Source organism: Aristaeella hokkaidonensis (assembly GCF_018128945.1).
Taxonomy (GTDB): domain Bacteria; phylum Bacillota; class Clostridia; order Christensenellales; family Aristaeellaceae; genus Aristaeella; species Aristaeella hokkaidonensis.
In genome coordinates this window covers 2276320-2296256 of the sequence record NZ_CP068393.1, presented here as the reverse complement: position 1 = coordinate 2296256, position 19937 = coordinate 2276320, and the positions used below count along the sequence as shown (strand labels likewise).

The window sequence follows — 19937 nt, the reverse complement described above, 5'->3', positions numbered from 1 at the left end:
GGCTGTACAAACAATTATTATACCTGTTTTTCCAATGTTTTCGCAACTATAAATAATAGTAAATAACGAAACGAATAATTTGTTTTGTCTCATGCTGACATCTTTCGGCGAAGAACGGCCCGGCAAGAGCGCAGAGCATGCCAAACACTATATAATTATGAATTATGAATTGTGAATTATGCATTATGAATCATAATCCTTCGCGGATTATGATTCATTGACATCTACCTATATAATGCATATAATTATCCTCAGAGGCGAACCGCCTTATTTCGTGTGCTTTTTTTCACGAAAGGGCGGTCTTTTATAACGGGCGGGCAACCGCCCCGCCCACATCAAGTCAGGAGGTAAGTTCATGTCCATCAAACTGACCATTGACGGCAATACTGCTGTCAGCCACGTTGCGTATGCGTTCAGCGATGTGGCAGCCATCTACCCCATTACCCCCTCTTCCCCCATGGCGGAAGTTGCGGATGAATGGGCCGCCCATGACAGGAAGAACCTGTTCGGCCAGACGGTGCGCATCGCGGAGATGCAGTCCGAAGCCGGCGCCGCCGGCGCTGTGCACGGCTCCCTGTCCGCCGGTGCTCTGACCACCACATTCACCGCTTCCCAGGGTCTGCTGCTGATGATCCCCAACATGTACAAGATCGCCGGCGAACTCACGCCCGCAGTCTTCCATGTCAGCGCCCGTGCTCTAGCGTATCACGCGCTGAACATCTTTGGTGATCACAGCGACGTTATGGCCTGCCGCCAGACCGGTTTCGCCATGCTGGCCAGCAACTCCGTCCAGGAAGCTCACGACATGGCTCTGGTTGCCCATCTGGCAACGCTGAAGAGCTCCGTGCCGTTCCTCCACTTCTTCGACGGTTTCCGCACCAGCCACGAAATCCAGAAGATCGACGCCATCGACACCAAGAACAACTACGAAGAGATCAAGGCTCTTGTGCCGTGGGACAAGGTAGAAGAGTTCCGCGCCCGCGCCCTGAATCCGGAACATCCGCATCAGGCCGGTACCGCCCAGAACAGTGATATCTACTTCCAGGGCCGTGAAGCCGCCAACAACTTCTACGCTGCCGTTCCCGCCATCGTGGAAGAGTGCATGGACGAAGTCGCCAAGCTGACCGGTCGGGTTTACAAGCCCTTCCAGTATGAAGGCGCTCCGGATGCCGAAAAGGTCATCATCTCCATGGGCTCCAGCTGCGACGTTGCTCATGAGACCATCAACAAGATGCTCGAGAGCGGCGAAAAGGTCGGTATCGTGAAGTGCCACCTGTACCGTCCCTTCTCTGTGGAATACCTGATGAAGGTGCTCCCGAAGACCGTGAAGAAGATCGCCGTGCTGGACCGCACCAAGGAATCCGGTTCTCTGGGCGAGCCTCTGTACCTGGATGTTGTTTCTGCCCTGGCGGAAGCCGGACGCGGCGACATCAAGGTCGTGGGCGGCCGTTACGGTCTGGGCAGCAAGGAATTCACCCCCACCATGGTGAAGGCCGTGTTTGCCAACCTGGACGGTGAAATGAAGAACCACTTCACCGTGGGTATCGACGATGACGTCAGCAACACCAGCCTGAAGCTGGGCGAAACCTTCGCCGCGGCTCCCGCCGGCACTGCTGCCTGCATGTTCTACGGCCTCGGTTCCGATGGTACCGTCGGCGCCAACAAGAACAGCATCAAGATCATCGGCGACCACACCGAGAAGTACGCCCAGGCTTACTTCTTCTATGACTCCAAGAAGTCCGGCGGTCTGACTGTCAGCCACCTGCGCTTTGGTGACACCCCGATCCAGAGCCCCTATCTGATCGACGTGGCCGACTTCATCAGCTGCTCCAACCCCGCCTACGTTACCATGTACGACATGGTCAGCCCCCTGCGCGAAGGCGGCACCTTCCTGCTGAACTGCCAGTGGAGCGTTGAGGAGCTCAACGAGCGCCTGCCCGCCTCCATGAAGAACAAGCTGGCTGCCAAGAAGGCGAACTTCTACATCATCAACGCTATTGACCTGGCCCGCAAGGTCGGTATGGGCGGACGTACCAACACCACCATGCAGGCTGCCTTCTTCAAACTGGCCGACATCATCCCCTACGAAGATGCCGACAAGTACATGAAGGAAAAGGTTGTCGCTTCCTACGGCAAGAAGGGCCAGGATGTCGTCAACATGAACTTCGCCGCGATCGACGCTGCCCTGACCGGTCTGGTCAAGGTTGACATTCCCGCCGACTGGGCGACCACCACTGAAGGCGCTGTGCCCGCCAAGGTTCCGGGAACCAACGAGTACTACGATGAGTTCATCGCTCCGGTCCTGGCCCAGGAAGGCAACAAGCTGCCCGTATCCAAGCTGGATCCCCGCGGTATCGTGCCCACCGGCACCACCAAGTTCGAGAAGCGCGGTATTGCCGTGTTCGTGCCCGAGTGGCAGATCGACAACTGTATCCAGTGCGGCACCTGCTCCATCGTCTGCCCGCACGCCTGCATCCGTCCCATCTATGTTGAGGGTGATGCGGAAGTGCCGGAAGGCTTCGCCACCAAGAACGCTACCGGTAAGGAATTTGCCGGCATGAAGTACCGCCTGCAGGTCAGCCCGCTCGACTGTACCGGCTGCGGCAACTGCGTTGACGTCTGCCCGCTGAAGGACAAGGAAGGCAAGCAGGCCCTGGTTATGAAGCCCCTGGACAGCCAGCGTAAGGAAGAGGCCAACTGGGAGTACGCCATGACCGTTCCGGAAGTTGCTTCCAAGATCGAGAACAAGGCTTCCGTCAAGAACAGCCAGGCCCTCAAGCCCCTGTTCGAGTTCTCCGGCGCCTGCGCCGGCTGCGGCGAGACTCCTTACGTCAAGCTGGTTACACAGCTGTTCGGCGACCGCATGATGATCGCCAACGCGACGGGCTGCTCCTCCATCTACGGCGGTTCCGCCCCGACCTGCCCCTACACTACCAACGAGAAGGGCTTCGGACCTGCCTGGTCCAACAGCCTGTTCGAAGACAACGCTGAGTTCGGCTTCGGTATGAACCTGGCCACCACCCAGCGCCGCGCCAAGCTGGCTGAAGTGATCGCGGAAGTGGTCGAAGTCGGCAAGGACGAAGCCATTGTGGCTGCTGCCAAGGAATGGCTCGAGAACATGGACGACGCTGAAGGCTCCCGCAAGGCCGGCGAAAAGCTGGTTGCTGCTCTGGAAGCCAAGGACGGCGGCGCCGACAAGAAGGCCTTCATTCTGGCCAACAAGGACCTGCTGACCAAGAAGTCCATCTGGATCTTCGGCGGCGACGGCTGGGCCTACGACATCGGCTACGGCGGAGTTGACCACGTGCTGGCTCAGAACCAGGATGTCAACATCCTCGTTCTGGATACCGAAGTGTACTCCAACACCGGCGGCCAGGCCTCCAAGGCTACCCCCACCGGTTCCGTTGCGAAGTTCGCTGCCTCCGGTAAGCGCACCAAGAAGAAGGATCTGGGCATGATGGCCATGAGCTACGGCTATGTGTACGTTGCCCAGGTGGCTATGAGCAACCCGCAGCAGGTCATCAAGGCCATGCTGGAAGCGGAAGCTTATCACGGCCCGTCCCTGATCATCGCCTACGCACCCTGCATCAACCACGGCCTCAAGGCCAAGGGCGGCATGGGCAAGGCTCAGGCTGAAATCAAGAAGGCCGTTGAGTGCGGTTACTGGCAGCTGTACCGGTACAATCCGGAAGCTGAGAACCCGATGACCATCGACAGCAAGGATCCCACCGGCGATTATCAGGAATTCCTGAAGGGCGAGGTTCGTTACACCTCCCTGGCTCAGCAGTTCCCGGATGCCGCCGCCAAGCTCTTTGTCCAGCAGGAAGAGGACGCCAAGGTGCGCCGCGAATCCTACAAGAAGATGGCGGGACAGAACTAAAATGGCCCATAAGAGGCTGCCGAAAGGCAGCCTCTTTTTTGTGGCCATTTTAGTTCAATTCACAATTCATAATTCATAATTCATAATGATTATAGTGTTTATCGCCATGCCGGGTGACCATAAAGGGTGTCATCCCGAGCTTAGTCGAGGGATCCCTCACTACGTCCGAAGGACGCAAAACCTCAGACATCCCAGGCGTATTGTGGGAATGTGACAAGTTCAATTCACAATTCATACTGATAGAATCTTTCATCTTGTGTGTTGCATTCAGGCAGACAGAAAAAGGAAATATCCATTTATAATGAATGACAGATGAAAAGCGCATCGGTACAATTACCAATGCGCTGGTGAAAACCATATATAATTATGAATTGTGAATTATGAATTATGAATTGGCGCTGCAGCGATGCGTTGATAGCCTTTATTCTCCATAAAGGCTATTGCCGCCAATCCGGCGATTTCCACGCCGTAGACAATCCACTTGGAAATATACTGACCGCCCAGGGTGATCTTTCCATCCAGGGTGAATTCCCCGACGATGACGATGCCGCAGACGAGGAGGCCGGTGATCGCGGGGATCCAGGAGCGCAGCTTCTTCGGGTTTGCCTTGACGGCGTAGAACACCAGCACGGCTTCACAGAACAGGAAGCACAGCAGCATTTCCACCCGGACAAACAGCCAGTTGATGGACATCATCCGCAGACTCTCCAGCAGGATCTGGGGAAGGCAGATATAGAACAGGGTCCGGGTCAGGCGGTTGTGTTCCCCGGAGCGGAACAGGGAAACGACCATCGCGATCAGGCAGAAGATGCCGGAAAGCATGAACACCGCGAGATAATACTCGGATTCATATTCGTCCCAGGCGATGCCGATGGTGACCGGGAAGAACAGGCCCTTTTCGAACCACTCTTCCATATAGCCCACGCCGTATTCACCCAGGAAGACCTCGGCAAACCGGGCAACGGCGGCCATCAGGGCGCCCATGGGGGCGAAAGCGTTCAGCACGGTGCGGCCGGACTGTCCGGTGATCTTTGCGGAAATCCAGACAGCAAGGATGACGCCGGCGACGCCGCCGAAGTAGGAAAGCTCGTCATACCTCAGGCTGAACAGATCCCGCGCCTGGAAGGCGTTGAAACGCATCAGGATCCAGGAAACACGGGCACAGATGATGCCGAGCACGATGCCCAGCAGCAGGATCAGCCCGCTGAGGGCGGCAGCCTTTGGGGTTCCGGCCTGCCGGCGGAATGCGGCGAAGAACCAGAGGACGCACAGCAGCGCGCCTCCCGCCATCATAAGCAGATAGCCTGTCAGATTAATATCCATTCTTCATACTCCATTGGCAGAAGCCGATTATTTAAACCAGGCGCTTGCAAAATAGATGATATCCGTCACGGGGCGGGGACCCTCGGAACTGGTGGTGTTGTTGACCTGCTGATTCAGGAAAACCATCTGGGTGGAAGCGCCGCCGTCCAGGTTGTAGACGACCTTGCAGTCCGCAAGGGACATGGCCAGGTCCCGGAGGTCAACCAGGTTGATACCGTAATGGGCGCAGCACAGCACCATGTAGTGTAATTTGTCGATTTGGGCGATGCACATCCGCTGAGCCAGGCGGTCCGCTTCCACATAGTTCGGGGCATGATCCCGGTTCAGGATGATATCGTCAGCCACCTTTTCACCGTCGATCACCAGCGCCGGACCGAACTGGAAGGCGTTAATCACCTTTTTGCCGTCGATGGTTTCCTTTTCCGCGGCAACCAGGTCGTTATCCGAAGTCAGGACATGGAAGTCGCCGTCTTCGTCAATCAGGAGCATGTCCAGCTCGGGAGCAATGGTATCCCGGCAGAGGGTTCCCTGGCGCAGGACATAGTTGTTGGCTTTGTTGCCGGAGAAGGCTGCGAAGTAGTCGCCGTTGATGGCCAGCACGGCGTTCTTGTGCTTGGAGATCAGGTGCACCGGCTTCTTGGTGGTGGTGCGGAAGGCGTCATCTCCGGCGGCTGTACGCAGCTGGGAAGGATCCTTGATCTCGATAAAGGCGTAGTAATAGGTGCAGTTCCATTCGGGACTCACGACCCGGTGGCGTTCCACCCGGATGGTGGGATCCTGGTAGATGTTCATGTCCGCAGAGTAGGGAATGCGTCCCAGGGGGGCGCCGCCGGTCATATCAATAGGAAGGGGGCGGAATTCGCCGCCGCTCTCTTCGGTAACCACATAGTCAGCCGGACCGGGTGTCAGGCGGGGGCTCTCCTGGGCTGTTTCAGCGAAAGCAGGGAAAATGGAAACGGTGCAGAGCAGGCAGGCAAGAACAATCACTGCCATGGCCCGGAAAAACTTCATCATAAGACACAGGACTCCTATACACACAGCGTTTGAACGCGCTGACATAATCGCTGAATATTATAACAAATGAGGGTCAGATGAGTCAATGAAGGGGGAACCTTGTCTTGAAGCGTTGGAAATGCTACAATATTATGTAAAAGTTTGTGAAGGAGGGGCACCCGGATGAGCAAAACAAAAGACCGGATCCGGGAGAGCAATCTCCGGTACAAACAGTCCCTGGGACAGAATTTCCTTTATGATGAGGCCCTGCTGGAAGAACTGACAGCGGTAGCCGGAGTCACGAAGGAAGAAGACGTACTGGAGATCGGACCGGGCTGCGGCAGCCTGACGAAGCATCTGTGTGACGCGGCGAACAGCGTGCTGGCTGTGGAGTTGGACGAACGGCTGATTCCGCTGCTGAAGGCCTTCCTGGATGAGAAAAAGAACCTGACCGTGGTGCAGGGCGACGTGATGTCCCTGAACCTGCAGGAGATTACAGCAGGGCTGAAAAAGCCCTTTGCCGTGGTGGCGAATATCCCGTACTACATTACCACCCCGCTGATTAAGCTGCTCCTGACCGGCGGCCTGCAGGTGAGCAGGCTGGCGCTGATGGTGCAAGGAAGTAGCGGATAAGATCCTGGCGGCTCCGGGGGAGGAAAGCTGGGGACCGCTGTCGATCCTGTGCCAGTTCCTGTGTGAGCCGAGGCTGGCAGTGGATGTGCCGGCCGAAATGTTTACGCCCCCGCCGAAGGTGGACAGCGCTTTTGTGGTGCTGCCCCTGCGGGAGGAGCCCGCGGTGGAAGTGAAGAACCGGGACATGTTCTTCAAGGTGGCGAACGCGGCGTTTGCGCTTCGCCGTAAGACCATGGTGAACAACCTGTGCGCCAGCTTCAGGATGAACCGGGAAGAGGCGTTGCGGGTTGTAGCAGAAGCCGGCCTGGATGAAAAGGTCAGAGGCGAGAAATTGACTTTGGAAGAAATTGCGAAATTAGCGGACGCAATTTCAAATTCATAATTCATAATTATGCAGTGTGAACTCAATGAGGATGAATGATGAAGGAAGATAATCAGATCCTTCAGAAAAGCAAAGCTTTTGCTGTGAGGATTATTCGCCTTGCTCAGCATCTGACTGAAGAGAAGAAGGAAAAAGTTCTATCCAGACAAGTGCTCAGAAGCGGAACGAGCATAGGTGCGAACGTCAAAGAGGCTGTCAGGGGTCAGAGCACCGCAGATTTTCTGTCCAAAATGCAGATCGCGCTCAAGGAAGCCAGTGAAACAGAATACTGGCTGGAATTGCTTGCCGAAACAGATTATCTTTCAGAAAAAGCATCTGACAGCGTTCTGAAGGATTGCCGGGAATTGATCAGACTCATTACTTCCATTGTCAGATCCACCAAAGAAAACAATCAGCTCACATTGTATGAAGAGCCGAGCCAAGGGGAAACAACATTCTAAATTATGAATTATGAATTGTGAATTAAGGGAGAAAGCCCATGAGTATAGCGAGATTCACTCACGTATCACAGGCTCAATACGCTGAGGCTATGGCCGGCCGGGAGGGCTTTCTCCCGATCGCCGAAATACCGATGCCAAAGAGGGCAACCACCGGCAGCGCCGGGTACGACTTTGTTTCGCCGCTGGAGGTGACTATCCCGGCGGGGGAGACTGCCCTGATTCCCACGGGGATCCGGGCGGAGATGGAACAGGGCTGGGTGTTGCTGCTTTTTCCCCGGAGCTCATTCGGGTTCAAGTACAGCCTGCGGCTGGCAAACACGGTCGGGGTCATTGACAGCGATTACGCCTTCGCGAAGAACGAGGGACATATTATGGTCAAACTCCGCAATCCGCTCTCTGAGCCGGTGACCATCGGCAAGGGAGAGCGGTTCTGCCAGGGCGTATTCCTGCCCTACGGTACAGCGGAGGAAGACGAAGTCACCGCCGGACGGGTCGGCGGATTTGGCTCAACAGATCGTTGAGGAGGAGTTATTAACCATGGAACTGATTCAGGCAACAGAGCAGGAACTGGATAAACTGCTTGCCTTTTATCAGCATGTGGCGCAAAACATGGAGGAGAACGGTCTGCGCCAATGGCACTGGGGCGTGTATCCGACTGAGGATATGATCCGGGAGGACGTCCGGAAGGGCGAGATGTATATCCTTCCCGGCAACGCGGGTACGATTGACGCGGCAGTAGTGGTGACCGCCGGACAGGAACCGGAGTATGAAGCGCTGGACTGGTCCTGCGGTATCCGCCCCGGTATGATTCACCGGCTGGGCGTGGATCCTGTGTTGCAGGGTCACGGACTGGCAGGACTGGTGCTGGATGACGCCCAGAAACTGCTGCGTGCGGCGGGCTGCGACTGCGTCCGCTGTGATACGGCGGTGGATAACCGGAACGCGATCCGGCTGTATGAAAAGATGGGCTTCCGCCGCTGCTGCAAGCTGGAATGGCCGGATACCGACTGCGGATTTATTGCCTTTGACAAGCCCCTGAAGCGGGAAACTCCGCTGTGGCCGATCCGGATGAGACCGTCTTTCCGGGACGGCGAAGAGACTCCCTGGGGCGGCACCCGGCTGCATGACCTGTTTGGAAAAGAAACGAAGGATCCGCATACCGGTGAAAGCCTGGAGGTCAGCTGCATTCCCGGACTGGAGAGTTCGGATCCCCAGGGGCGGAAACTGCCGGACCTGATTACCGAGTTCGGTGAAAAGCTGGCAGGCGGATACGCGGGAAGGCCTTTCCCGCTGCTGCTGAAGCTGCTGGAAGCCCGTGAACGCCTGAGCGTGCAGGTGCACCCGGATGACGCGTATGCCGCGGCCCGGGAGAACGGAAAGCTCGGCAAAACCGAGGCCTGGCTGGTGCTGGATACGCCTCCGGAAGGCGGAAAGCTGGTTTACGGCCTCCGTCCGGGGACGACCATGAAGGAACTGAAGGATGCCTGCGGGTCAGGCGAAGAAATGAAAAAGCTGCTGAACTGGGTGAAGGTATTCCCCGGGGACGTGTGCTATATTCCCGCCGGCTGCGTGCATGCCATCGGCGAAAGGGTACTGCTGTATGAGCTGCAGCAGTCCTCGGACATCAGCTACCGCTTCTATGACTGGGACAGGCAGGATGAGAAGGGAAAGAAGCGGACGCTGCACCAGGACAAGGCGCTGGATGTGGTGAAGGTGAAGTGTACCCCGTCCCCGATGCGGGTGGAAAAAGCCTTCGGCATCCGCCGGGTGCTGACAGAGGAATATTTCTCCCTGGACCTGATCCGGACGGACAGCATGGTGATGCTGCCGCCGGTGGAAGAGTTCGGCATACTGACCGTGACCGAAGGGGAAACGGAACTGCGCTTCCCCGGCGCTTCGATGAAGCTGAAGGTCGGTGAAACCTGCCTGCTGCCGAAGCAGTCTCCGGAGATGGCCCTGGTGGGATGCGGCGCTGCAGCACTGGCAATGCCGGTGAGCGCACCGTTGTTTGCAGATGAACCCATACTGGCTGACGAATCATTTGGAGAAGACTGATTATCTATGTTAAAGCATAATGTGAACGGTAATATCGAAGGCGTGCGTGACGCGATGCTCGCACGCCTGGACAGCTTATATACCTATGAGCTGGAAGAGGATGAATTCCTGCCCCGGGAGCTGATGAAGCTGCTGGCGGAATGCTCCTGCGCCCTGAACCGGGAGATCGCGGTTTATATCACCCGGGACGGAGAGATCGTGAACGTGGCTATCGGCACGGACTGCGACGTGGAGCTGACGGACTTCCGGCTGCGGCGGAACACGAGCCGCCTGAGCTGTGTGCGTTGCGTACACACCCATCCGGACGGAGACGGCCGGCTGAGCGACGTGGACCTGAGCGCTCTGAAGATCTTCCGCTATGACGCCATGACGGCGGTGGGTGTGAAGGACAATGAGCCCGTGAACGTCCAGACCGCTTTCCTGGTTGAGAACGCGGAAGTGATGCTGTCGCCCGTGGAACACTGGTATAAGCTGCCGGAAAAGGAATGGCTGAACCAGATCCTGGAGAGCGATCAGCTGGTGGGCCGGGAAGAAACCGAAGAGAACAAGGACGGCCGGGAAAAGGCCGTGCTGATGGGTATTGAAAGCAAGGAGTCCCTGGAAGAGCTGGCCCGCCTGGCAGAAACCGCCGGGGCGGAGGTGGTCGGCAGCTTCCTGCAGAAGCGGGACAAGCCGGACAGCGCCATGTTCATCGGAAAGGGCCGGGCGGAGGAACTGGCCCGGGAATGCCAGGCGCTGGAAGCGGACGTATGCATTTTTGACGAAGAGCTGACCGGTATCCAGGTCCGGAACCTGGAAGAGGTTCTCCGGGTGAAGGTGATTGACCGGACGGCGCTTATTCTCGATATCTTTGCCCAGCGCGCCTCCAGCGCCGAGGGCAAACTCCAGGTGGAACTGGCCCAGCTGCAGTACCGCTCCGCAAGACTGATCGGCCAGGGCCTGGCCCTGAGCCGGCTGGCCGGCGGTATCGGCACCCGGGGCCCCGGTGAAAGCAAGCTGGAAATGAACCGGCGGCGTATCCGGGAGCGGATGACGGAGCTGAGGAGGCGGCTGGACGAGCTGGAAAAACAGCGCAGCATCCGGCGGAAGAGCCGGGAACGCAACGAAATACCCGTGGTGGCGCTGGTGGGTTATACCAATGCCGGCAAGTCCACCCTGCTGAACGCCCTGACCGGCTCCGACGTCTACGTGCAGGACCAGCTGTTCGCGACGCTGGACGCGGTGTCCCGCCGCATGACGACCTCTGAGAATACCGAATACCTGCTGACGGATACCGTCGGCTTTATCCGCAAACTGCCCCATACGCTGGTCAGCGCCTTCCGCTCCACCCTGGAGGAAGCGGTGCTGGCGGACGTGCTGGTGATTGTTTCTGACGGCTCCAGCCAGGAGATGTTCAGCCAGCATGACACGGTGGAAGAAGTCCTGGCAGAACTGGGCGCCACAGACCAGAAGCGGATTGAAGTCATCAACAAGTGCGACGAAGGGGACCCGGATCCGGTATTCCCCGGCGCAATCCTGATTTCCGCGAAGACGGGAGAAGGCCTGGAAGACCTGAAGGCAAAGATTGCCGAAACCCTGCAGGAATCCCACCGGCCGGTGACCTTCTGCATTCCCTTCAGCCGCTACGGCATCCTGTCCGAGATCCGTCCCCTGGGCCGGGTGATTACCGAGAATCACACGGACACCGGTACCGAGATCACCCTGATGATCGCGGGGGAAGACGCGGAAAGGCTGATAAAGAAGTACGGGGCGGAGATTGTAAAAACTTAAAACTTAAGACTTAAAACTTAAAACTTAAAAATGATAAAGAGTCCAAAGCGCGTTGAAGAACTCAACGCGCTTTGTTTATTCCAGACGTATAGTACAGCTTGTCATTCCGGGGTTCGGAACGCCTGGAGGAAGAGCCAGTGGCTCTTCCTCAGTGAAGAACGGGCGGTAGCCCCGGGCTACGAAGTAGAGTCGAGGAATCCCTTACTATATTTCTTCTCCAAAGTCCTTCCAGCGGGGATTCATTCGTTCAATCAATGCTATCTTTTTCTCACGTCTCCAGTTCTTCAATTGTTTCTCTCTGCGAATAGCATCCTCTATATCATGACACGCTTCGAAGTATACAAGTTTATGGATATGGTACAGCTTGGTAAACCCGTCAAGCAATTCGTTTTTGTGCTCATATACTCTTCGGGAAAGATTATTTGTCACACCGATATAAAATCGTGTATTCCGATCATTGGTTAAAATGTATACGTAGTAGTCATTCATACTCTTCATTATAATGGGATCCCTCGACTACGCTCGGGATGACACCTGTAGTTATACGCTGTGATAAAGTAAAGAACACGCTGGATTAACTCAACGTGTTTTGTTGGTTGCACATAATAATTCTGAATTCTGAATTCTTAATTCTGAATTGCGAACGCATCATGCGTTCGCATCACGTGTTTGTGTAGAAGTGTTTATCCAGCCGTTCTTCAAATTCTTTTACCGGCAGGGGTTTGTCATAGTAGAAGCCCTGGGCAAGGTCGCAGCCGCACTTGCGCAGGATGTTAACCTGGCCGATGGTCTCCACGCCTTCGGCTACGCAGATGAGGCCGATTTCCTTGGCCATGCTGACCACGTGGCGGAACATGATGTTCTGCCGTTCTCCCTCGGCGTTTTCATTGACGGGCAGGAAGTTCTTGTCCACCTTCAGGATATTCCAGGGGATCTCCCGGATCAGGTTCAGGGAACTGTAGCCGATTCCAAAATCGTCCACGGAGGTGTAGATGCCGGCCTCCTGCAGGGCGCCGGCGACGCGTTTGAGGTCGCGGAATTCCACGTCCGTGACAGTTTCCGTCAGCTCGATCTCGATCAGTTCATGGGGGATACGGTACCGATCCACAACCTCCAGGATGCTCTCCGTCAGGGCCAGGTTGATCAGGTGCCGGCGGGAGAAGTTCACGGAGATGCGGACGGCCTGGCGGCCTTCGTCCAGCCAGCGCCGCAGGTCACGGCATACCTGTTCCAGGACGTAGAAGTCCAGCTTGCAGATATCCATGGTTTGCTCCAGGTCGGAGATATATTCCGTGGGCATCATCAGGGTGCCGTTGCGGTACCACCGGCTCAGCGCTTCCGCCCCGGCGATGGAGTTGTCCTTCAGGTTGATCTTCGGCTGATAGAAAACGAGGAATTCCCGGTTCTTCAGGCCGACGGGGAACTGGGCGCGGATCTGCATGAACCGATCCTTTTCCGCCATCAGCTCCTCGCTTGCGTAGACAATATCTCCGGTGTCCCCGCGCCAGGCGGCGTTGTAGGCGCCGGTGACCCGGTCCATGATGTCCTCGGGCTGGTAGTAATAGAAGTCATCGGGAATCAAAAAGATCCCGGCACGGGAGGAGATCATCACACGGTCTCCATCGTTGTAGGAAATCGGGATGCCTTCAAAACGCGCCAGGACTTCATTCAGTTTTTCTTTCAGGAATACCGCCACGAAGTTGTCTCCCCCCAGACGGCTGACAATGCCGTCCGGGCTGACGGCCTCCTCAATGGTATCGATATATTTCCTCATGGCCAGGTCGCTGACTTCCCGTCCGAGCTGGCGGTTAATCAGGGCGAAGTGACGAAGGTTGAAGCGGGCAAAAGCATATTGATTGATATGGCCTGAGGTTCCGATCTGATCAATTGTGGAATGGAGGAAACGATAGTTGCTGTAGCCTGCGTCGTCAAACAGGGTAGCCTGCTCCACCAGGCCGCAGGCGCGCAGGCGGCCGACAACCGTGAGCATCAGGCGCTCCACCATTTCGATCCGTTTCCGTTCCGTTTCAGTCCATGGTTTGACGCCTTTGGCACGGTAAGCTTTGCAGTCGGCCACGACAATATCGCTGAGCACTGTGCGGCAGGAGATGACTTCAGCTGTTTCCTCCCCGCTGTCATAGCAGGTGAGCACAGTGCCGCAGCCCATGCGCTCCTCTTCCGCATTATTGTAGTACTCAGTAACGCCTTTGCACACACGGAACGCAATGCACAGCTGTCTCAGGATTTCATAGGTTTTTTCAATATTGAAATGATCCAGATCCGTGATTGTATCCGTCAGTTCCTCGAGATACTGCGAAAACAAGACGTCCTGATTCATGGCAAGCGCTCCGCTTTCTTCTGTAGTTTTGAACACCAGGAACATCATACCGTAAAGAAAAGCAAAATACAATACTAATGTACGAACATTTTTGTACAAAAATTTACGAAAATCGGTCAAAAAATCAATGATTTCAAAGGATTGTGCGATTTTTGCCCCTTCGCAATGCATAAATTGTTTTTTTACTGATTTAAGTACATGAGAATATGCACTAATTACCAAAAATATGCAAAAAAGATAAGCAAAAAATGCACATAGAACAAGAAAAAGGAGCTCTTTTGAGCTCCTTCGCGATGTATTTTTATGCATTAAATCTGTGCCAGGGCCTGCGCGATATCCTCAATCAGGTCATCCTTGTTCTCCAGGCCGACGCTGAAACGCACCAGGTCCGGGGAAACGCCGGCGGCGATCAGTTCCTCATCGCTCATCTGGCGGTGGGTGGCGCTGGCGGGATGCAGGCAGCAGCTCCGGGCGTCCGCCACGTGGGTTTCAATGGCGGCGACCTTCAGGTGCTTCATGAAGGCTTCCGCGGCTTTCCGGCCGCCCTTCACGCCGAAGGAAACCACGCCGCAGGAACCGTTGGGCAGGTACTTCTGAGCCCGCTCGTAGTACTTGTCACCCGGGAGGCCGCAGTAGGTGACCCAGGCAACCTTTTCATGGCCGGACAGGAACTCGGCCACGGCCTGTCCGTTCTCGCAGTGGCGCTTCATGCGCACATGCAGGCTTTCCAGGCCCAGGCCCAGCAGGAAGGCATTCTGGGGGCTCTGTATGGAACCGAAGTCCCGCATCAGCTGGGCAGTCGCCTTGGTGATGAAGGCGCCGCCGAGGCCGAACTTCTTCGTGTAGGTTACGCCGTGATAGCTTTCATCCGGCGTGGTGAGTCCGGGGAACTTGTCCGCGTACTTTTCCCAGTCGAATTTGCCGCTGTCCACGATGGCACCGCCGACGCCGCTGCCGTGGCCGTCCATGTATTTGGTGGTGGAATGGGTCACGATGTCTGCACCCCATTCAATGGGCCGGCAGTTGACCGGGGTGGCAAAGGTGTTGTCGATGATCAGCGGAACGCCGTGGGCATGGGCAGCCTTCGCGAACTGCTCAATATCCAGCACGCTCAGGGCCGGGTTGGCAATGGTTTCACCGAAGAGGGCCTTGGTGTTGGGCCGGAAAGCGGCGTTCAGTTCCTCGTCCGTGCAGTCCGGGCTGATGAAGGTGAAGTCAATGCCCATCTTCTTCATCGTGACGGCAAAAAGGTTGTAGGTGCCGCCGTAGATGGCGGAGCAGGCTACCACGTGATCACCCGCGTTGGCGATGTTGAAAACGGCGTAGAAGTTGGCTGCCTGGCCGGAGGAGGTCAGCATGGCCGCGGTGCCGCCTTCGAGGGCACAGATGCGTGCCGCCACGGTGTCGTTGGTGGGGTTCTGCAGGCGGGTATAGAAATAACCGGAGGCTTCCAGGTCAAACAGCTTGCCCATATCCTCACTGGTATCATATTTAAAGGTGGTGGACTGGATGATCGGGATCTGGCGGGGTTCGCCGTTCTTGGGCGTATAGCCGCCCTGGACGCAAAGGGTCTCGATTCTTGACATATGAAAGGCCTCCTCTTTAACAATGCATAATGTACAATGCACAATGCACAATGATTATATGCTGAGCGCAGAACACCGCGTACTGCGTCCCGAATAATATATCAGCTTTTGCGGGGGAATGTGTGCGCTTTTCGTGTTTTCAGGGGGAAACTATATTTTATAACGAGTTATAGAAATAATCTATAGCTGTTGAAAAACGGGGTTGAAACCAAAAAAACAGGCTGTTTTTGATGAACGAAGCGGAAGAAATCGGAACCGTTTTCATAGTCCCGGTATGTCCGGGGGAACGAAAAAATATACCGGAGGGACAAAAAAAGCATAAAATGAGGAAAGGTTAATCAATAATGAGCAATCTGGACTAAAAATACACCAAATATACCAAATTGTGCTTGAAAATGGTACGTACCGGCGAGTATAATAACCTCAATCGCTGCGCATCGGGCGCAGTAGTTTTCACAAACCGAAAGGAGAAAAGGAAGATGAAGAAACTGTTGGCTGTTGTACTGGCTCTGGCTATGCTGCTGAGCATGGTTTCCCTCGCCGGTGCCGAAGAAGTGCAGGAAATCACCTGGATGTTCTGGGATGACCTGGAGGCTTCCTCCGACCTGATCACACAGGGCTTTAAGCAGGTGATCGATCGCTTCAACGAGGATTATGCCGGTAAGTACCATGTGACTCCCATCACCACCCAGCTGGAGCCCTACTACACCGACCTGAACGCCCTGGTGGACGCTCAGAAAACCCCCGACGTGTTCATCGTCAGCCCCGGCCCCAACCTGACTGACTATGTCGCGCCCGGAATCGCTGCTCCCCTGGATGAGTATCTGGCGGACGGCTGGAAAGACACCTTCGCCGGCGACGCTGTGTTCGCGCAGCAGACCTACGACGGAAAGATCTACGCTATCCCGCTGAACACCGCTGCGGCTTGCGTGTTCTACAACAAGGAAATCTTTGAAGAGGCTGGTGCCACCGTGCCCACCACCTACACCGAACTGCTGGATGCCTGCGAAAAGATCAAGGCTTACGGCAAGACCCCCATCACCATCAGCGCCGGTACTGCCTGGTGCCTGTCCATGCTGGCTGGCTACCTGTGCGACCGTGAAGGCGTTGACCTGAAGGCCCTCAACAACAACGAGGCGAGCTGGGTCAATGAAAAGACCATCGCTGCCGGCGAAAAGCTGGTTGAGCTGTCCCAGTACTTCCAGGAAACCGCGGCCGGCGACTCCAACGATGACGCCACCACCGCCCTGTACATGGAAGACGCTGCGATCCTGATCCAGGGTTCCTGGGCGATCGGCCAGATGAACGGCGGCAACCCCGACTTCGAAGCGAAGTGCGGCGTGTTCCAGTTCCCGGCCATCGAAGGCGCAAACGACCCCAACCGTATTATCGCGAAGTCTGACTCCCTGGCGATGAGCTCCACCACCAAGTATCCGGAAGCCTGTATCGCCCTGATGAAGTACTTCACCGATGATACCGCCCAGAAGTACACCGCTGAAGTCGGCGGCAAGATCCCGGTGACCAAGGTTGAATACGATGCGAGCAAGGCTCCCGCCCAGCTGGCTGACGTTATGAAGATCTTCGGCAACGCTTCCGCCACCTTCGGATTCTACAATGAATCCCTGGTGTCCTCTGACGCCGGTTCCTACTTCGATGATCAGATGGTTGCTATCTTCCAGAAGGAAAAGACTCCTGAAGAAGCATTCCAGGCTGTTCAGGACTGGTATCAGGAATATTTCGCCAAGCAGGCTGAAAAAGCAGAATAAGATTATTCTGTACTGGGCGGGGCTGTCTCGGCAGCCCCGCCTTTTTGAAAAGCAGCCCGCGTAACACTGACACAGATCAAAGGGGAAAACTATGGAGAAACTGCTGAGAAACAAAACCGCCATTATCCTGTTTATGGCGCCTACGCTGATCCTGTTTACAGCGATTCTGCTTGTCCCGATAGTCACGTCCTTCTATTACGCACTGTGCGATTATGACAAGGCGACCCGCGCATATTCCTTCATTGGCTTTGAGAATTTCAGCAAAATGTTCAAGGATCCGATTTTCTGGATCTCGATCAAAAACTCGCTGTTTTTCCTCGTCTTTTCCTGTATTTCCCAGCTGATATTCGGTATGCTGTATGCGGCGCTCCTGACCAACATCAACAAAGGACGCAACTTCTTCAAAAATACCATTTATATGCCCTGCGTGCTTTCATCCGCGGCCCTGGGTCTTCTGTGGGCGTTTGTGTTCCACGCCAAGGTCGGTATCAATACGCTGCTGGCCGGAGTGGGCATCAAGGGTCCCGGATGGCTGTATGACATCAAGGGATTCATTACGCTGCCTATGTGGGTGATCGCGTTTGTAGCCCTGTGGCAGTATGTGGGCCAGTCCATGATGCTGTACATGGCCCAGATTTCCGGCATCAGCAAGTCCCTGTATGAAGCGTCTTATATAGACGGCGCGACCAAGACAAAATCTTTCTGGCATATTACGCTGCCGCTGATCAAGCCCATGGTGGGTACCGCTATGAGCCTGAACGCGATCGGCTCCCTGAAATTTTTCGATCTGATTTACTCCATGCTGGGAGACAAAACAACGAACCTGAAGATGGACGTGCTTGCCACGTTCCTGTACCGCTCCGGATTCTCCTCCAAGGGCGGCAACCATTACGGCTATGCCAGTGCCATCGGCGTTGTCCTTGTGGCGCTGTGCCTGCTGTCCACGTTCGTTATCAACAAAGTCTTTAAAACTGAGAATTACGAGATGTAAGAAAGGAGGTAGTCTGCAATGACCGCTGTTACCGCTAAAACAAAGATCAAAGAAAGCAAACCGAAATTGAAGACTTCCACCGTCCTGATTTACGTCTTGTTTGCGTTTCTGGTGATCCTGTATATCGCCCCGATCCTGTGGATCGGCGTAACGTCCCTGAAAACCCGGCCCGAGATCTATAAGGATCCCTTCGGCCTGCCGGGTGAGCTTCAGTGGGAAAACTATTCCTTTGCATGGAATGCCGGTAAGCTGGGAACAGCCATGCTGAATTCCCTTTTTGTCTGCGTGGTTACCCTGATCGGCACCATGCTGTTCGGTTCCATGGCAGCCTTTGCCATCGGCCGCATGAAATGGAAATTGTCCGGGGCAGCGATGATGTATATCCTGGTGGGTATGATGATCCCCGTCCACTGCGTGCTGATTCCGCTGTTTGTACGGTTCGCCGGTATGGGGCTGGACAATAACCTGTGGGGACTGATCCTGCCGTACCTGACGTTTTCGCTGCCAACCTGCGTTTACATCATGACGGGATTCTTCCGCAGTATTCCAAACGAACTGCTGGAGTCCGCCTGTATCGACGGCTGCTCGATCTACAAGACGTTCTATTCCATCTGCCTGCCGCTGTCCAAGACGGGCTTGTTTGTCACGGGACTGATGACCTTCATCGGCAACTGGAACGAGCTGCTGCTGGCGATGGTGTTCATCCACGACGATACGAAGAAGACCCTGCCTGTGGCGGTGACCAAGTTTGTTTCACCCTATCAGACCAACTATGAAAAGATGTTTCCGGCGATCCTGATCGCCATTATTCCCTCGATTATCGTCTACAGTCTGTTCAGCAACCAGATTGTTGACGGTCTGACGCAGGGAGCTGTGAAGGGCTAAATGGGAAAGGCCTCCAAAAACGCAAGGGGACGGTTCGAATGAACCGTCCCCTTGTCATATCCGGTTGAATCAGTAATCCTGATTGTTTGTCACCCTGCTGCGGAGCAGGTTGAAATGCTCCGAGGGCAGGCAGCCCAGTTCCGCCTGGAAGGCCCGGCGGAAGGTGCGCATATTGGTATATCCACAGGCATCGCTGATTTCCGTCAGGGTCAGGTTCGGATCCCGCATAAGCAGGCGGGCCTTACTGATCCGGATCGCGTTGATGAACCGGCGGAAGTTGGTATGCATGCGTTCAGAGAAGAAATGGGACAGGTGGGATACGCTGATGCCCAGCGCCCGGGAGGCGCTTTCCAGGGTGATTTCCTCGAAGGCGTGCTCGGAAATATACTGGATGATCCGGTGACCCAGGTCTTTTTCACTGTAATCGTAGACCGGGCGATAGGAAAGGTTGTGGAGCAGGCCGGCCAGGATGATATGCAGATAGGCGACGCACAGGGGAAGATCATCTTCCATGGTCAGGCATTCCAGCCGGCTTACGGCCAGGCGGAGATCCACACAGGTGCGTGCCGCGCGCAGCACAGGACATTCCGGCTGCAGGCCGTGGAAGGTGCCGGCATATTCCGGGATGATGTCCGGCGGGAAGATGGCGGTGACGCCGCGTGCGTCATCGCTCAGGACGTCATAGCTGTGCGGCACCAGGGGGAAGACGATGGCGGCGTCTCCCGTATTCAGCGTGTAATGCATTTCATCGATGGTCATCTCGACTGAACCGCATGTCACGATCACCAGCTCCGCCACAGAGTGCACATGGGCAGGGAAGACATGGTCTGTCATGCCACCGATAAACAGCTGTTCCGGTCTCTGCTCGTAGAATGTACTCACGGAAAATGCCTCC

14 protein-coding genes and 1 pseudogene are annotated in these 19937 nt (G+C 55.6%); 9 read left to right on the top strand and 6 right to left on the bottom strand.

Going from position 1 to position 19937, the window contains the following annotated elements; all coding sequences use genetic code 11:
- Positions 1–355: 355 nt before the first annotated feature.
- The gene (nifJ, locus tag JYE49_RS10440; RefSeq protein ID WP_093957545.1) at positions 356–3880 is read left to right on the top strand and encodes a pyruvate:ferredoxin (flavodoxin) oxidoreductase; all 3525 of its coding nucleotides are present in this window, start codon (positions 356–358) and stop codon (positions 3878–3880) included.
- Positions 3881–4258: 378 nt separating this feature from the next.
- On the opposite strand, the gene JYE49_RS10435 is transcribed toward nifJ, so the two are convergent.
- Together JYE49_RS10435 and JYE49_RS10430 are read right to left on the bottom strand one after the other, a co-directional pair.
- The gene (locus JYE49_RS10435) at positions 4259–5203 is read right to left on the bottom strand and encodes a prolipoprotein diacylglyceryl transferase family protein (RefSeq protein ID WP_093957546.1); all 945 of its coding nucleotides are present in this window, start codon (positions 5201–5203) and stop codon (positions 4259–4261) included.
- Positions 5204–5230: 27 nt separating this feature from the next.
- Positions 5231–6217, bottom strand: coding sequence for a phosphodiester glycosidase family protein (locus JYE49_RS10430; RefSeq protein ID WP_179217348.1), 987 nt, complete (start codon positions 6215–6217; stop codon positions 5231–5233).
- Between the two features lie 162 nt (positions 6218–6379).
- Here JYE49_RS10430 and rsmA point away from each other — a divergent pair.
- The 5 genes and pseudogenes from rsmA (at position 6380) to hflX (ending at position 11476) form a co-directional block, all read left to right on the top strand.
- Positions 6380–7211, top strand: a pseudogene (gene rsmA / locus JYE49_RS10425) (16S rRNA (adenine(1518)-N(6)/adenine(1519)-N(6))-dimethyltransferase RsmA).
- A gap of 38 nt (positions 7212–7249) precedes the next feature.
- Complete coding sequence (locus JYE49_RS10420) at positions 7250–7651, top strand: four helix bundle protein (protein ID WP_093957550.1); 402 nt, start codon at positions 7250–7252, stop codon at positions 7649–7651.
- A gap of 38 nt (positions 7652–7689) precedes the next feature.
- Positions 7690–8172 (top strand): dUTP diphosphatase, encoded by a 483-nt coding sequence (locus JYE49_RS10415; protein ID WP_093957551.1) that lies wholly within the window; start codon positions 7690–7692, stop codon positions 8170–8172.
- Positions 8173–8188: 16 nt separating this feature from the next.
- Positions 8189–9706 carry a type I phosphomannose isomerase catalytic subunit gene (locus JYE49_RS10410; RefSeq protein WP_093957552.1) on the top strand — a complete coding sequence of 506 codons (1518 nt, stop codon included), beginning with the start codon at positions 8189–8191 and terminating at the stop codon, positions 9704–9706.
- Positions 9707–9712: 6 nt separating this feature from the next.
- Complete coding sequence (gene hflX / locus JYE49_RS10405) at positions 9713–11476, top strand: GTPase HflX (protein ID WP_093957553.1); 1764 nt, start codon at positions 9713–9715, stop codon at positions 11474–11476.
- A gap of 204 nt (positions 11477–11680) precedes the next feature.
- On the opposite strand, the gene JYE49_RS10400 is transcribed toward hflX, so the two are convergent.
- The 3 genes from JYE49_RS10400 to JYE49_RS10390 all read right to left on the bottom strand — a co-directional run bounded on the left by JYE49_RS10400 (position 11681) and on the right by JYE49_RS10390 (position 15400).
- Positions 11681–11965, bottom strand: a complete 285-nt coding sequence (locus tag JYE49_RS10400) for a GIY-YIG nuclease family protein (protein WP_093957576.1) — start codon at positions 11963–11965, stop codon at positions 11681–11683.
- 172 nt (positions 11966–12137) lie between these two features.
- Positions 12138–13814, bottom strand: coding sequence for a GGDEF domain-containing phosphodiesterase (locus JYE49_RS10395; RefSeq protein WP_179217349.1), 1677 nt, complete (start codon positions 13812–13814; stop codon positions 12138–12140).
- Between the two features lie 308 nt (positions 13815–14122).
- On the bottom strand, positions 14123–15400 hold the full coding sequence (locus JYE49_RS10390) for an O-acetylhomoserine aminocarboxypropyltransferase/cysteine synthase family protein (protein ID WP_093957555.1): 1278 nt from the start codon (positions 15398–15400) through the stop codon (positions 14123–14125).
- Between the two features lie 479 nt (positions 15401–15879).
- On the opposite strand from JYE49_RS10390, the gene JYE49_RS10385 reads away from it, so the two are divergent.
- The 3 genes from JYE49_RS10385 to JYE49_RS10375 all read left to right on the top strand — a co-directional run bounded on the left by JYE49_RS10385 (position 15880) and on the right by JYE49_RS10375 (position 19042).
- Positions 15880–17166, top strand: coding sequence for an ABC transporter substrate-binding protein (locus tag JYE49_RS10385; RefSeq protein ID WP_093957556.1), 1287 nt, complete (start codon positions 15880–15882; stop codon positions 17164–17166).
- 91 nt (positions 17167–17257) lie between these two features.
- On the top strand, positions 17258–18157 hold the full coding sequence (locus JYE49_RS10380; protein ID WP_093957557.1) for a carbohydrate ABC transporter permease: 900 nt from the start codon (positions 17258–17260) through the stop codon (positions 18155–18157).
- 18 nt (positions 18158–18175) lie between these two features.
- Positions 18176–19042: a carbohydrate ABC transporter permease gene (locus JYE49_RS10375; protein WP_093957558.1), complete on the top strand. Its 867-nt coding sequence runs from the start codon at positions 18176–18178 to the stop codon at positions 19040–19042.
- 69 nt (positions 19043–19111) lie between these two features.
- On the opposite strand, the gene JYE49_RS10370 is transcribed toward JYE49_RS10375, so the two are convergent.
- Entirely contained in the window at positions 19112–19924 is an 813-nt protein-coding gene (locus tag JYE49_RS10370) for a helix-turn-helix transcriptional regulator (RefSeq protein WP_179217350.1), read from the bottom strand.
- Between the last annotated feature and the right edge of the window lie 13 nt (positions 19925–19937).

What these genes read in the sequence shown, in the direction of transcription:
- nifJ (WP_093957545.1), top strand. Translation starts at nt 356, where the DNA reads ATGTCCATCAAACTGACCATTGACGGCAATACTGCTGTCAGCCACGTT.
- JYE49_RS10435 (WP_093957546.1), bottom strand. Translation starts at nt 5,203, where the DNA reads ATGGATATTAATCTGACAGGCTATCTGCTTATGATGGCGGGAGGCGCG.
- JYE49_RS10430 (WP_179217348.1), bottom strand. Translation starts at nt 6,217, where the DNA reads ATGATGAAGTTTTTCCGGGCCATGGCAGTGATTGTTCTTGCCTGCCTG.
- JYE49_RS10420 (WP_093957550.1), top strand. Translation starts at nt 7,250, where the DNA reads ATGAAGGAAGATAATCAGATCCTTCAGAAAAGCAAAGCTTTTGCTGTG.
- JYE49_RS10415 (WP_093957551.1), top strand. Translation starts at nt 7,690, where the DNA reads ATGAGTATAGCGAGATTCACTCACGTATCACAGGCTCAATACGCTGAG.
- JYE49_RS10410 (WP_093957552.1), top strand. Translation starts at nt 8,189, where the DNA reads ATGGAACTGATTCAGGCAACAGAGCAGGAACTGGATAAACTGCTTGCC.
- hflX (WP_093957553.1), top strand. Translation starts at nt 9,713, where the DNA reads ATGTTAAAGCATAATGTGAACGGTAATATCGAAGGCGTGCGTGACGCG.
- JYE49_RS10400 (WP_093957576.1), bottom strand. Translation starts at nt 11,965, where the DNA reads ATGAATGACTACTACGTATACATTTTAACCAATGATCGGAATACACGA.
- JYE49_RS10395 (WP_179217349.1), bottom strand. Translation starts at nt 13,814, where the DNA reads ATGAATCAGGACGTCTTGTTTTCGCAGTATCTCGAGGAACTGACGGAT.
- JYE49_RS10390 (WP_093957555.1), bottom strand. Translation starts at nt 15,400, where the DNA reads ATGTCAAGAATCGAGACCCTTTGCGTCCAGGGCGGCTATACGCCCAAG.
- JYE49_RS10385 (WP_093957556.1), top strand. Translation starts at nt 15,880, where the DNA reads ATGAAGAAACTGTTGGCTGTTGTACTGGCTCTGGCTATGCTGCTGAGC.
- JYE49_RS10380 (WP_093957557.1), top strand. Translation starts at nt 17,258, where the DNA reads ATGGAGAAACTGCTGAGAAACAAAACCGCCATTATCCTGTTTATGGCG.
- JYE49_RS10375 (WP_093957558.1), top strand. Translation starts at nt 18,176, where the DNA reads ATGACCGCTGTTACCGCTAAAACAAAGATCAAAGAAAGCAAACCGAAA.